This window comes from Pseudoalteromonas sp. 19-MNA-CIBAN-0066, assembly GCF_040308705.1.
GTDB classification, from domain to species: Bacteria; Pseudomonadota; Gammaproteobacteria; order Enterobacterales; family Alteromonadaceae; genus Pseudoalteromonas; species Pseudoalteromonas nigrifaciens.
This window is the reverse complement of sequence record NZ_JBEONZ010000015.1, coordinates 19,457-33,253: the sequence shown is the minus strand read 5'-3', so window position 1 is coordinate 33,253 and position 13,797 is coordinate 19,457. Positions and strand designations below refer to the sequence as shown.

Below are 13,797 nucleotides of genomic sequence, written 5' to 3'. Positions count from 1 at the left end.
GTTGGATTAAGTTGCAATTATGAACATGCAAAGTAAAAAATATATTAATAAAAAGAATAAAACCTATAGAGGATTTTTGTTTGCCAACTGTTTATATAAGTTGCGCAGTAACCAAACGCATTTATTGTGTAGTTTGAGTGTGCTTGCATCGGCTTTTTTTAGCTTGAATGTTTTAGCCACAGTAACTACCGGGCAAATGGTGCAATTTGATATAAAAGCGCAGCGAGCAGACAAAGCTTTAATAGAATTTGCTAAGCAAACTGAGCAAACCGTGGTGTTTTCTTATGAGTTAGCTAAACAATATAATGCAAATTCGCTTTATGGTTTTTACACCCAATTAGATGCACTGGAGGCACTGTTAGGTGACAGTAAGCTCGATGCGGTTGTTGATCAAAATGGTTTACTGAGTATAAAACTCAAACAAATCAATAGGAAAAATAACAACATGATGAAGCTTTCAGGCGTTAGTGCAGCAATATTGCCTGCATTACTTGCTGCAAACACTCAGGGCGTTAATGCTGCTGAAGATGTTGCCCAAGAAAAAATAGAAAAAATTGCCATTGTCGGGAGTCGTGTAGCAGGTCGTTCAGTTGAAGATTTACCTGTTCCGGTTGATATTTTAAGTGCAGAAGCACTAGAGAATACAGGGCAAACAGAAGTGGGCAGAATGCTGCAGTCAATTGCGCCTTCGTTTAACTTTTCAAGCTCGTCAATTAGTGATGGCACCGACGCCCTTCGCCCAGCAACACTGCGTGGTTTAGGCCCAGATCAAACATTAGTACTTATTAACGGTAAGCGCCGCCACCAAGCCAGTATTATTCATATTAATACTTCGGTAGGTCGTGGTACAGCGGGTACCGATATGAATGCTATTCCGGCGTCGGCAATTAAGCGCATTGAAGTACTGCGTGACGGTGCTGCAGCGCAATATGGCTCAGATGCCATAGCGGGTGTTATTAATATAGTACTCAAAGATGGTAGCGAAGGTGGTAAAGCCGCAATTAACTATGGCCAATATTCAGAAGGCGATGGTGAAACGATAAACCTTGATTTTAATAAGGGTTTTGCTTTAGGTGATAAAGGTTACGTAAATACTACGCTTAACTACCGTGATCGTGCGCCAACTAACCGTGCCGGTTTACATGGCTCTTGCCAATTTAATGGTTGTACAACACTTGATGACGGCACTTTAGTAGCGGGCGATCCGCGAGAGCTAACAGCCGACAGAGATACCTTTAGAATAGGCGATGCCGACTCACAACAATTTGGCTTAATTGTAAGCACAGGTTATGAGTTAGGTGATGGCGAACTATACGGTTTTATTACTTATTCAACGCGCGATAACGAGTCGGCAGCGTTTTTCAGGCACAATGCCAACGGTGGCGGTAATACGGTTTTACAAGATAACGATGCGACAATTCAGGCTGGCTTTTTGCCAAAAATTAACACCACTATCGACGATATTTCGTATAACTTTGGTTACAAAACGCAATTTGATAACGATGCTAGCTTAGACTTATCGTACACCTATGGTGAAAACAGTATTGATTACACTACCAGTGACACAATTAACGCCTCGTACGCTAACTTTTTACGCTACGACCAAGGCTTAAGCGCTGCTGATATTCGCGCCACTATTCCGCGTGAAGCCTATGCTTACGGTATGGAATTATCGCTACAAACGCTTAATTTAGATTTTACTCAAAATTTTGATGATTACTCACTCGCTATGGGCGCAGAAATTCGCACCGATGAGTATCGCATTTTAGAAGGCAGCGAATACGCATACCGAGATTACGACACTAATAACGGCGTAAGTATATACGACGGTTTAAGCGGTGGCGTTGGTAGCGAAGATGCTTCGGGCGGCACGCAAGGTTTTGGTGGTTCATCGCCAATGTCATCGGTTGATGAGTCGCGCGATGTGATTTCGTTCTACCTTGATGCTGAAACCTATATTATTGAAGACGTTATTTTATCGGGCGCACTGCGCTACGATAATTATAAAGGCTTTGGTGATACGGTTAACTTTAAACTAGCGGGTAACTGGTCGATTACTGACGATATATCACTGCGTGGTGCATTAAGCTCAGGTTTTAGAGCGCCGTCAATGCAGCAGCTGTATTTTAATAATATCAGTACTCAATTTGTTGTTGACGATGTTACTGGCAACTTAGTTGCCGAAGAAGTCGGTACTTTTAGAAACGACTCAACATTAGCGCAAAGCTTAGGTATTCCAAAATTAACAGAAGAAAAGTCGCAAAACCGCAGCTTAGGTATAGTGTATAACGTAACAGACAATATTAACGTAACGCTCGACTATTACTCAATTGATATAGACGACCGTATAGTTATTAGTAATCGTTTAGGTAAAGGGTTATCGCCAAGTCTTGACGCTGCATTAATAAGCTCAGGTGCTGGTGCGGGTCAGTTTTTCTTAAATGGTGCTGATACAGAAACGCAAGGTATTGACTTTGTTGCTACCTGGAACACTGAAGGGTTAGGCGGTACGCTTGATTTTACCTTAGCAGCTAACTTTACTAAAACCGATGTGGTGTCGTTATTTACCCCGGCAGGTTCAGGTTTAGAAACAGTACCGGTTGAGGACGTGTTCTCTGACCAAGAAATTTCTATTATTGAAGAGTGGCAACCAGAGGATCGCATTAACTTAAGTGCGCTTTATCAACGTGATGACTGGACAGTTAATTTGTCACTTAATCGCTTTGGTGAGTACACAGTAGAAGATGGCGGCCGCCAGACTTACGGTGCCGAAATATTAACTGATGTTAAAGTAAATTACTTTATAACTGAGAACTTATCGGTAAATATTGGCGCAAATAACTTATTTGATGTCTACCCAGATGAAAATACCATAGGTAATTCACGTACAGGTACTATTGTAGATGCCCAAGGCAATACCATTGTAAGTAGCCCAGGGGTATTTAAATACTCTCGCCGTTCAGCCCCATTTGGCTTTAACGGTGCGTATTACTACCTAGGTGCAGAATACCGCTTTTAATTATAGATACTCCCATTTTTATACTTAATATAAAGCCCAGCATTTAAGAATGCTGGGCTTTTTTAATTGTTTAACCTGAACTCAGCTTTAGGTTGAGTTATTATCCAGAATTTAGGCTACTTACTGCTTTTTCATTCGGCTCATTTCAGCATGACAGCTTTGCATTGTTAGTAATGCTTTAGCTAGTACAGCTTCGCAGTCTGCGGGTTGTGGTTTTTTCATTGCATCTTTAATTTCTTCGAGGGTTTTATCCTCAACTTCTTCTAGCTCTTTAATATACGTATCGTCGTTATTGCTGCTAAATTTAGTGATAAGCGCAGTGTAAGCACGGCGCGCTTCTACCGCAAATGATGAGCCATCTTCACGTTCGCCTTGTTCATTAACAGCAAAAGGTTGTAAGCGTTCAACGGTTACCTTACGCGCATCAATCATGCGCTGGAAAAGGGCGGCAACAGCGGGATCTTTTACGTTCTGTTGGGCTTTTTCGTAAAAATCTATACCACTATTCATTACTTGGATGATGTCAGAAATATGATTTACTTCATTACTTTGATGGGTGTTCATAATGACCTCTCTTATAAATGAAATTAAATGTTCATTTATATAAAAGCAAAGGTTGTTCCACTATAAGAACTTTCGTAGTAGTTTGTTTTTATTGAAATAAATATATAGTGAGGATGATGTTTGCTTACTTATTAGATTAAGTAAGCAAATTTTACAAAGCTTTTGTAACGGTATTACTTAAGTTCTTCAGCAACTTCGGCTACTTTTTGACGTAACCAAATATGACTAGCATCGCGATGTAAGAGCGGGCTCCAAATCATATCTAACTCAAACGGTGGAATAGGAAAAGGAGGTTCTAATATTTTAAGACTAGGATCGTCTATATAAATGTTAGCTGCTTTGGAGGGCAATGTTGCTATTAAGTTTTGTACTTTGGCTAAATGTACTGCCACATGGTAGTTACGGGTAAAGGTGGCAATATTACGGTGTTTACCAAAATGAGCGAGTGCTTCATCAACCCAGCCGAGTTTTTGCACATCTTTAGGATCCATTCCTACGCCTACACCAAAACCGGTTTTACTTACCCAAATATGGCGTGCTTTTAAGTAGCTCTCTAGGCTAAAATTGTCAATAATCGGGTTATCGGATTTAACTAAACAGCAAAAACTATCTTTCCAAATGCGCTTATGATGAAACGATTGCGGTAGGTTTTCAAAGCGATTGATTGCCATATCCACTTTGCCATTTTCCACATCATGAAAGGTCACATCACTAGGGGTGAGTATATCTAAGGTGGTGTCGGGGGCTTCTGCGTGTAATTTACTTAATAGCTTGGGCGCTAAGGTACTGGCCGCATAGTCACTGGCCATTATTCTAAATACGCGTTTACTTTGGCTTGCTTCAAACTCACGATTAGGCGCAAGTGTTTCCTCTAGGGTCATTAATATTCCGCGAATAACGGGTTGTAACTCTAACGCGCGCTCTGTGGGTACCATGCCATCGCTGGTGCGTACTAAAATAGGATCGTTAAATAAGTTACGAAGGCGCTTTAAGCCATTGCTCATGGCAGGTTGAGTAATACTTAACCGGTTTGCTGCGCGGGTAACATTACATTCGCGCAATAAAGTATCGAGATAAACCAGTAAATTTAAATCTATTTTACTTATATTCATTGTGTGTCCTTAACGCTTTACCAGTGATGGATAAAACGTTGTGCTGTCGGGTATGGATAAATATGACTAACCTGACCATTTTTAATATTTTGCTGTGCTTGCTTCCAAAAGTTAACATCAATAAGCTCTGGATGTGTGCTCATTAAAAACTGCTTGTAGATTGGGTTAGGCATTACAAAGGTGCAAAGTTGCTCAGGAAATACATCTTGCGGTGCAACCGAATAGCTTTGCTCATCCATTAAGTAGTCGTCATACGTTTTTGCTTTAGGCAGTGCTCTAAAATTCATGTCGGTTAAATATTGCACTTCATCGTAATCATAAAAAATAATACGTTTGTGTTTACTAACACCAAAGTTTTTTAACAGCATGTCGCCGGGAAATATATTAACAGCAATCATTTCTTTTAGTGCCTGGCCATACTCTTCAATCGCGTCGGCGGCACTGGCATCATCGGCATTTTCTAAAAATAGATTAAGCGGTGTCATGCGTCGCTCAATATATAAATGTTTGATAATAAGCCAGTCGCCTTCAATTACCATGGATGAGCCAATGGTTTGGTGTAACTGCTGCAACAAGTTACTATCAAACCGCGCTAAAGGAAATACGACGTTAGAATACTCTATGGTGTCGGCCATGCGGCCAACCCGATCGTGTTTCTTTACCAACTGATAGCGCTTTAACACGGTATCACGACCAAAAGGTTTACTTTCGCCAAATTTATCTTTAATAATTTTAAATACATAGCCGAATGAGGGCAGAGTAAATACCATCATCACCATGCCTGGTGTACCAGGGGCGATAGTAAATTCGTCATTAGAGTGAGTTAAATGATTTAAAAACTCACGGTAAAACTCGGTTTTACCTTGTTTATGAAAGCCAATAGCGTTGTAGAGCTCAGCTATGGTTTTATTGGGCATTAACTGGTTTAAAAATCGGACTAATGCGCAAGGCGCATGGGTTTCTACCATAAAGTAGGCACGCGCAAAGCCAAAAATAACTCGCATTTGCGACGATTTAGTCAGTAGTGCGTCTAGGTACAAGCCTTTATCTTCATGGTGCAGTACTGCAATAATAAACGGCTGTACGCCGCTTTGCGATACCACTCGCCCTACAATATAGGCGGCTTTGTTACGGTAAAATGGAGTGTGCAGTATATCAAAGCGCATTTGCCAGGCTTTATGGTGCGTATCGGGCGCTTGTTTATAAAATGCTTTTACCAGCAGTCGTATGTCTCGTTCTAAGTTTACAAAGGGGGCTTTAAAATCAAAGTGATTAATGATCTGTTTAATTGTGGGCTTTAGGCCGTCAACCACAGGAAAATAGCTGCGATACTCAGCTTCTACTGGCACTGCAGGCGCATCTTTTAGAGTGGCTTCTACAAAAATAAAGTCGTTATGAAAATAACGGCGATGATACAGGCGGCAAAATACCGAGTTATAAAAAGTTTCGGCAAGCTCAGCTTGAGGATGAAAACATAAAAAATGTTGATAGAGCTTTTTTACTTCTAGCCACAGCTGTTCGTCGAGTTGTTCGGTTTGTTGTTGTCGAAGTGTGGCGGTGGTTTCGTTAACCCGATCATCATAATGGCTAATACGTAATCGGCTTATATCATTAATTGCTTGCCAGTCTCTTTTAGCAAACGCCAGCGGTGCTTTTGCCGTGGTTTTTTGAAATAACAGGTAGTGCTTTTTAAAGCCCGTTAAAATTAATTCAGCAATATGACGAGGCTGCATCATTACTCCTTATTAGACGCTAGAGCTTATACTCTATCATTGTTAAGAGTATGTTATTCTCGATTTAAAACCAAGCTAAATTAAGATGTTATTTATTCATGAGATAAAGGTTACTGATAGTTGTCTATTTTTTTTTGTAATTTATTAATGCGCTTTTTTACCATATTAATTTGTGCTTTATAGTTTTTGTTAATTACTTTTTGTTTTTTAGCAATATCGGCGGCAATACGTTTTTTATCTTCCTTGGCTAAAATATGGTTAAGGCGCTGTTGCTGTTTATAATCAGCTTGGTCTTTTTTACGATCTAATATTGCTAACTTATGTTGATTACTGCGCAGCTCTGCCTGTAAGCCTGCTAGTAAGCTTTCGCGCTCCAGTTCGTTTAATTGCTTGGTGTAATCTACTTTAGGGCCTACTTGCTGATTTATTATGGTGTTAACTTTGTATACGGTGGCGTTGTTATCGCACGGGAATTGAGAAAAGGTGGTGCCTTCTTGTGTAACACACTTGTAGTAACTGGTTGCACTGAAACTGTTAAAGCTTAAGGTTGTAAGCAAGAGGAAAATAAAAATACAGTACAGCTTAATCATATTGGCTATCCCTAAGAGTGTTTTACTGCGTTAAATTAATAACGTTAAAGTAAAACTATAACCTAGCTTGGCGGTATAGCAAGCTAGGTTAATAATAGCCTTATTGAGTAAAGGTTTTTAACTTTTTGATACTGTGAACTAAAAATGGAATGTCTAAGCCTTGCTCAATAGAAAATCCTTCGGCGGCAGAAATATTTTTAAAGTCGCCATCAGGATCAATTAAGGTAATTCTATCCTTTTTATACGCTATAACCACGCCTTGAGAATAATTAACACCCATATTATCTTTTTTCTGGTGTAAGTTAACACCAAGCATAGTTTGCTCAGCAATAGCGTTGCAGTTTAAATACTGCCCAACAGCGGTCGCTATTATATCGCTAGGTTGAATAAGGCCATTAACGCGAGTGATCCGTTTATCTGAACTATAAAGCGTTGAGGTAATTACCACCTCTTTATTATTATCAGCCAAACTAAAAGCATAAACATGAGTATTTTTATCGCGAGGTGCTAAATCATCAGTGCCTTTAATAATTCTAATTGCACTATTAGTGTGGGTTTGATCGTTAATAAAATTTAACGCTGCAATACCCGTTACTTCAACACTGCGACGTTGGCTTTGCCATGCGGGTAATGTTTGCTCATTTATAATTGTAGATTTATAAAATGCTGGTAAACCATAAACTAAACTAAAGAGCATATCGTTATGATCGGTTGGTTGTAAAAACTGCTTAGTGCTATACAAGTTTTTATTACTGGCAAATTGAGCAAGCTGCTGCGCTGTTTCAAATACAAAAATATCAATTTTAGCCGGTGTGTAATCTTCGCATTTTGTCAGCGGAGTAGGCAATTGGTAGCTAATGTTTTGTTGATTAATTTGCACATTATGCGCTTGTTTATAGCTTTCTATGTCTAGTAGATCATTTTTAGCTAATAAACTTTTAGCCGTTGTAGGGTAAGAGAGTGGTAAAAAGTTATCTTGTTTAGTTACATCAAACTTTAAATTAGCGTCTGCCCAAATATGAATACTATGACTTAAAGCAAAACAAATCACTAAAAATGAACTCGCGTAGCGAGCAAACTTGAGCTGCTTTAAACGCGCTAAATTTTGCCAAGTAAAATTACTGACCGTTAACTGAAAACCTAAAATAACTAAAACTATGCCACCGGCTAAAATAGTTGTTAAAGCGGGTGAGCTGTTTAAGCGGTGCCATAAAAGCGAAATGATCTCAGGTAAAGCAGAACTACTTAAGTGATAACCTAAATTAAAATAAACATAAGCATCAAGTGTGAGTAAAGAGGCGCCAAAGGTAGCAATAACTGCAGCCATACCGCGAATATGGAGAGGGTATGGAAAAACTAAACTGAGCGGAAATACCGTCAGCACAAACGCTAAAAAGGCAATAAAGCTAGTATGGCTAAGCCAAGTAACTAGCATATAAGTAATACCCATAAAGCTTGTAGGTGGCGAGTCGGCAAACAAGTAGCTTAAGCTAATTAAGAGCGCTAAGCCAATATTGGCAAAGGTAAACCAATGCCCCCAACTTAGTAATTGACTCGCTTTTGATGAAAACTGATTGTGCTGCGATAAATTCATAGAGTTTATTTAACCGACTGTGCGAGAGCTTTAGCAAAGTTCTCGGTAACGGCTTGTCTTTTCCCTGTTGGTACATGCTCTTTTAAGATATGCGTGATAGAATTTCCTAAACACATAAGACTCAAATCAACCGGCGCATTGTGTTGAGTTAACACATCAATAAGCTGATCGACGATTTGTTCTACTTGTTCATTAGAGTATTTTGATAAGATTGGCATCAGTTGGTTCAATTTAATAGTTATATTCTCACATTTTAACACCAGAGGCGTGAAAAACAAAGATGGCAACAGACGTTAAAAAACTAGTCGTTCATTATGTAGACAAAAAAGACGGCGATACTCAAATTCATTTACGTAATGATGAAATGCTAATCAACGATAAAGTAGCTGTGTTTATTGAGCAATTGCATCATGCATATAATGGTAAGCCAGGTAAAGGCTTTTGCGCTTTTAGTGGCGATAAAAACAGCGTAGTTGCATCGGCAATGCAAAGTTACCGTAACAACGAACTTGGCTTTTGGCATATGACAGATCAAGCATCGAGTGTGTTGAAAGAGGAGCTTGATAAATACGCATTTAATGAAACCGGTTATTTAGTGTTTTGTCACTATCAGTATGTGGCTACAGACTACATGCTGATTGCGATGATTAATATTAAAGAGCATTACTCAATTACCTCTGAGCTTGATTTAGCATCGTCACGTCATTTAGATATTTCGCGTATGCAATTAGCGGCACGAATCGATTTAACCGCTTGGGACACCCAAGCGCAAGACAATCGTTATATTTCATTTATTAAAGGCCGCGCAGGGCGCAAAGTTGCCGATTTCTTCTTAGACTTTTTAGGCTGTGAAGAAGGTATTGATCCTAAACAACAAAGCCAAGTAATGCTCAGTGCTGTAGAGGATTACTTATCAGAGCAACAATTTGATAAATCAGAAAAAGATGATTTACGTAAACAAGTATTTGATTACTGTAATGATTGTGTAACGACAGGTGAAGATGCCAACGTAAGTGAGCTTTCGGCAACACTTACAAAAGGCGATGACAGTCCGTTTGACAGCTTTTGCAAAGAGCAAAGTTACGATTTAGAAGAGTCATTCCCCGTTGATAAAAAAACAGTGGCAAGTATGGTTAAGTTCTCCGGTTTAGGTGGCGGTGTAAGTGTGAGCTTTGAGCGTAAACACTTAGGTGAACGTGTTACTTATAATGAAGCAACCGATACCTTAGTGATCAAAGGCATTCCGCCAAACTTAAAAGATCAGTTACAACGCTTCATGGAAAAAGAACAAGACTAATGCGATTGATATAAAGTTACAGGTACAAAAAAGCCCCGCTAGTTAATAATTAACTAGCGGGGCTTTTTAATGAGTATTGTTAATCAACACTCATTGTTTTAGTCATTGTAGAACTTGCACGACCAGCAGGTTTGATTGAACCCGCACGTAAACCACTGTCTGGCACTAGTTCACGTTTATCGTGAGCCATAGCAACAGATGTATGTTTTACTTCGCTATCAGCTACAGGGGTAGGCTGTGCCATTGGCGCACTTGCTGACCCTTGAGCTATCGCTGTTTTAACATGTGGTGCTGCAGTTACTACTGGAGTTTCAACTTTAGCTGGCTCTTCAGTTACCACTGGCGCTTCAACTTTAGTTGGCTCTTCAGTTACCACTGGAGTTTCAACTTTAGTTGGCTCTTCAGTTACCACTGGCGCTTCAACTTTAGCTGGCTCTTCAGTTACCACTGGCGCTTCAACTTTAGTTGGCTCTTCAGTAACTACTGGGGTTTCAACTTTAGCTGGCTCTTCAGTTACTAATGGAGTTTCAACTTTAGCTGGTTCTTCAGTTACTACTGGCGCTTCAACTTTAGCTGGCTCTTCAGCTGCTACTGGCGTTTCAACTTTAGCTGGCTCTTCAGTTTGTACTGGCTCTTCTACAGCTTCAACTTTGGCTAAGTCTTCAACCGCAACGGCTTGTTCAACTTGTTGCGCTGCATCCGCAGGTGTAGCTGCAGATTTAGCTTTAAGCTCTGCTTCATACTCTGCAGCAGCTTGGTCGGCAACAGGAACAAATGCCGGTGCTTCATCTGACTTAGCTTCATTGCCTTCACCTTCAGGGCGACGACGACGCTGACCTGATGCACGAAGATGACGAGGTGAGCGACGTGAACGTGTACGAGTTTGCTCTTGCTCGTCTTCGGTTGTAGGTGTTTCATCGTTAGAATCAACATCTTCAACTTTTTCTTCTTTAATATGAGCTGTTTTTTCTGCCGCTGTTTGAGTTTGCTTTTCTACAACAGGTGCTTGCTCTTGGGCTACTGGTGTTTCTTTTTCTGTAGCTTGTACAGGTGTTTCATCTGTTGTTTGTACCTGCTCAGCATTTTCATCTTGCAGGCGTACTTTTTTACGCAAATTACGACGCTGGCGACGAACCTTTGGTTTTTGATCCTTTGGCTCTTCGGCTTGAACTGGCTTAGTTTCAGCTTCTGCTTTTGCAGGTGCATCAACTTTTACTGCATCTTTATCTTCAGTGCGTGGCTCTGGGCGCTTACGTGAATTAGGATTGCGACGACGCTTATTGCGATTCTCGCCTCTCTCTTGGTTCTCGTTAGTTTGCGTTGCTGCTTCAGGTTGATACAGAGTTAGTTTTAACCTCTTCATCCGCAGTACGCTCAGTGCGTGGCTTAGAACGAGGGTTATTACGGCGACGCTGATTGTTGTTATTACGGCGACGATTATCGTTATTACGCGTATTATCGCGCGTTTCTTGTTGCTGTTTTTGTGTTTCTTCTTTTTTCACTTCAACGGTTTCGCTGGCGAATAAAGATTTAAACCACTTACCAATTGCATCCAGTAAACCGCTTTGCGCTTTAGTTTCAGCAGGGGCAACAACGTTAGCAGGAGCCGCTTGTGGAGCTGGTGCTGCAGGCATTACAACGCCTTTTAACATTGGCTCTTCACGTACTGGTGCTACAGGCGACTTAGACATTTCAAATGCTTCAGGCTCTGGAGCAACAATTTGTCCATAGCTTACTGTTTCAATCGTTTCGTCTTTACGTAAGCGCATTACTTCGTAGTGTGGTGTTTCCATGTGTTGATTAGGAATGATCACTATGTCGCACTTATGTTGTTTTTCCATGCGATGAACACTACGGCGCTGTTCATTTAATAAATAAGCGGCAACAGCAACAGGCACTTGAGCATTAACTTGTGCAGTGTTGTCTTTAATTGCTTCTTCTTCAATTAAACGCAAAATAGACAGTGCAATTGATTCGTTAGAACGAATCGTACCTTGACCACTACAACGTGGACATGGGCCTTGGCTTGCTTCACCTAATGAAGGGCGCAGACGCTGACGCGACATTTCGAGTAAACCAAAACGTGAAATTTTACCAATTTGCACACGAGCACGATCAGGACGAACAGCGTCTTTTAGACGGTTTTCTACTTCACGCTGATGGCGTGGTGGTGTCATATCGATAAAATCGATAACAATTAAGCCACCTAAGTCACGAAGACGTAATTGACGTGCAATTTCATCTGCTGCTTCTAAGTTAGTATTAAGTGCTGTTTCTTCAATATCGCCGCCTTTTGTTGCTTTAGACGAGTTAATATCGATAGAGGTTAATGCTTCTGTAGGATCAATTACAATTGAACCACCTGAAGGCAAGCGTACTTCACGCTGGAACGCAGACTCAATTTGGCTTTCAATTTGGTAATGCGTAAATAATGGCGTATCACCTTGATAAAGCTTAACACGGCTCATAAAGTCAGGGCGAAAACGTTCAATATGCGCTTTAGCTTCTTCAAAAACACGTGGTTTATCAATTAATATTTCGCCAATATCACGACGTAAATAGTCGCGAATTGCACGAAATATTACATTGCTTTCTTGGTGTATTAAAAACGGCGCTTTAGCACTGTCGGCTGCAACACCAATTGCTTCCCAATGAACAAGTAAGGCTTTTAAATCGTAGTTTAATTCTTCAAACGATTTGCCAACACCAGCAGTACGAACAATTAAGCCCATACCTTTAGGAAGTTCTAAACGACTAAGTGACTCTTTTAGTTCAGTACGCTCATCACCTTCAATGCGACGAGATATACCGCCAGCACGAGGATTATTAGGCATTAAAACTAAGTAGCTACCGGCAACGCTGATAAAGGTAGTAAGTGCTGCGCCTTTTTGGCCACGCTCTTCTTTATCAACTTGTACTATAACTTCTTGACCTTCTTTGATCACGTCACGAATATTCGGACGGCCATGGAAAGTATACCCAGCTGGGAAGTAAGTACGGGCAATTTCTTTTAAAGGAAGGAAACCATGACGATCAGCACCGTATTCAACAAATGCTGCTTCAAGAGATGGTTCAATGCGAGTGATTTTGCCTTTATAAATATTGGCTTTTTTCTGTTCGTGACCTGGGCTTTCTATATCTAAATCATATAGGCGCTGGCCGTCAACCAGTGCTACGCGCATTTCTTCTTGCTGCGTTGCATTGATTAGCATACGTTTCATATTGTTACTCTACTAGTTTGTGTCGCTGACATGACGCTGTTTTCACGTCTGTTCAGTTATTCCTATTTTTAGAATGTGCAGCCTCACGACTGGGTCTTTAATGGAACGGCTCTGTTTTTTGCGTACGCAGTATTTTTAAATGCAGGCAAACAATAGTGTATTTATTACTATTAAATTCATAGCAGGGCTAAAACTGTCGGCTTTTCAGCTACGTTACACGTTTTACCCAGAAGTTGGCCTGTCATACTAATCTTATTAAATGCCGTTCATATTTAGGCGCATAGGGCTCGTTAAGTAAGTGAGTAATACAATGTGATGTACTACTAAAATCCATTTTTGTGAGCAAAAATCGCTGCCAATGTTAATGACGACTTATTTATTAGATTTTTTTAGTTCTAAATAAGCTGCTGTACGGTACTACAATTGAGCAAGTGCTGAACGACGTTTTTACGTCGTCACTATCAGACAAATTATCTGTTCATTGCTTTTTCAATCGCATTAAAAATCAATTCATGTTCAAACTTAACTGGCAATATATTACGCGCATTGCCGCTAATTGATCGCACGTGTTGACTGGGTATGTATAAAAGCTTTGGAAAACTTAACTCGGATCTGTATGATCAATTACCCAGAATGTGCATCACGAATGTATTACTGCGTTAAAAAG

Annotated in this window: 8 protein-coding genes and 1 pseudogene; 2 read left to right on the top strand and 7 right to left on the bottom strand. The window is 40.2% G+C overall.

From position 1 onward, the window contains the following. Positions 1–19: 19 nt before the first annotated feature. The gene (locus tag AAEZ18_RS10375) at positions 20–3,019 is read left to right on the top strand and encodes a TonB-dependent receptor plug domain-containing protein (RefSeq protein ID WP_226897996.1); all 3,000 of its coding nucleotides are present in this window, start codon (positions 20–22) and stop codon (positions 3,017–3,019) included. Between the two features lie 120 nt (positions 3,020–3,139). On the opposite strand, the gene AAEZ18_RS10370 is transcribed toward AAEZ18_RS10375, so the two are convergent. The 6 genes from AAEZ18_RS10370 to AAEZ18_RS10345 form a co-directional block, all read right to left on the bottom strand. Next, positions 3,140–3,583, bottom strand: a complete 444-nt coding sequence (locus tag AAEZ18_RS10370; protein ID WP_011328498.1) for a ferritin-like domain-containing protein — start codon at positions 3,581–3,583, stop codon at positions 3,140–3,142. A 173-nt stretch (positions 3,584–3,756) separates the two neighbouring features. After that, entirely contained in the window at positions 3,757–4,695 is a 939-nt protein-coding gene (locus tag AAEZ18_RS10365) for a LysR family transcriptional regulator (protein ID WP_011328497.1), read from the bottom strand. Positions 4,696–4,712: 17 nt separating this feature from the next. Then, on the bottom strand, positions 4,713–6,428 hold the full coding sequence (aceK, locus tag AAEZ18_RS10360; RefSeq protein WP_182679246.1) for a bifunctional isocitrate dehydrogenase kinase/phosphatase: 1,716 nt from the start codon (positions 6,426–6,428) through the stop codon (positions 4,713–4,715). A gap of 110 nt (positions 6,429–6,538) precedes the next feature. Then, positions 6,539–7,018 carry a hypothetical protein gene (locus tag AAEZ18_RS10355; protein WP_089368448.1) on the bottom strand — a complete coding sequence of 160 codons (480 nt, stop codon included), beginning with the start codon at positions 7,016–7,018 and terminating at the stop codon, positions 6,539–6,541. A gap of 100 nt (positions 7,019–7,118) precedes the next feature. Next, positions 7,119–8,612, bottom strand: a complete 1,494-nt coding sequence (locus tag AAEZ18_RS10350; RefSeq protein WP_350594874.1) for a DUF3413 domain-containing protein — start codon at positions 8,610–8,612, stop codon at positions 7,119–7,121. 5 nt (positions 8,613–8,617) lie between these two features. Further along, the gene (locus tag AAEZ18_RS10345; RefSeq protein WP_011328493.1) at positions 8,618–8,830 is read right to left on the bottom strand and encodes a YejL family protein; all 213 of its coding nucleotides are present in this window, start codon (positions 8,828–8,830) and stop codon (positions 8,618–8,620) included. 62 nt (positions 8,831–8,892) lie between these two features. On the opposite strand from AAEZ18_RS10345, the gene yejK reads away from it, so the two are divergent. Continuing rightward, a complete protein-coding gene (yejK, locus tag AAEZ18_RS10340; protein WP_011328492.1) occupies positions 8,893–9,909 on the top strand; it encodes a nucleoid-associated protein YejK in 1,017 nt (338 codons plus the stop codon). A gap of 79 nt (positions 9,910–9,988) precedes the next feature. On the opposite strand, the pseudogene rne reads toward yejK, so the two are convergent. Then, positions 9,989–13,130: pseudogene (gene rne, locus AAEZ18_RS10335) on the bottom strand (ribonuclease E). Positions 13,131–13,797 lie beyond the last annotated feature (667 nt).

Excerpts from the sequence above, each read along its gene's own strand:
- AAEZ18_RS10375 (WP_226897996.1), top strand. The coding sequence starts at position 20 with ATGAACATGCAAAGTAAAAAATATATTAATAAAAAGAATAAAACCTAT.
- AAEZ18_RS10370 (WP_011328498.1), bottom strand. The coding sequence starts at position 3,583 with ATGAACACCCATCAAAGTAATGAAGTAAATCATATTTCTGACATCATC.
- AAEZ18_RS10365 (WP_011328497.1), bottom strand. The coding sequence starts at position 4,695 with ATGAATATAAGTAAAATAGATTTAAATTTACTGGTTTATCTCGATACT.
- aceK (WP_182679246.1), bottom strand. The coding sequence starts at position 6,428 with ATGCAGCCTCGTCATATTGCTGAATTAATTTTAACGGGCTTTAAAAAG.
- AAEZ18_RS10355 (WP_089368448.1), bottom strand. The coding sequence starts at position 7,018 with ATGATTAAGCTGTACTGTATTTTTATTTTCCTCTTGCTTACAACCTTA.
- AAEZ18_RS10350 (WP_350594874.1), bottom strand. The coding sequence starts at position 8,612 with ATGAATTTATCGCAGCACAATCAGTTTTCATCAAAAGCGAGTCAATTA.
- AAEZ18_RS10345 (WP_011328493.1), bottom strand. The coding sequence starts at position 8,830 with ATGCCAATCTTATCAAAATACTCTAATGAACAAGTAGAACAAATCGTC.
- yejK (WP_011328492.1), top strand. The coding sequence starts at position 8,893 with ATGGCAACAGACGTTAAAAAACTAGTCGTTCATTATGTAGACAAAAAA.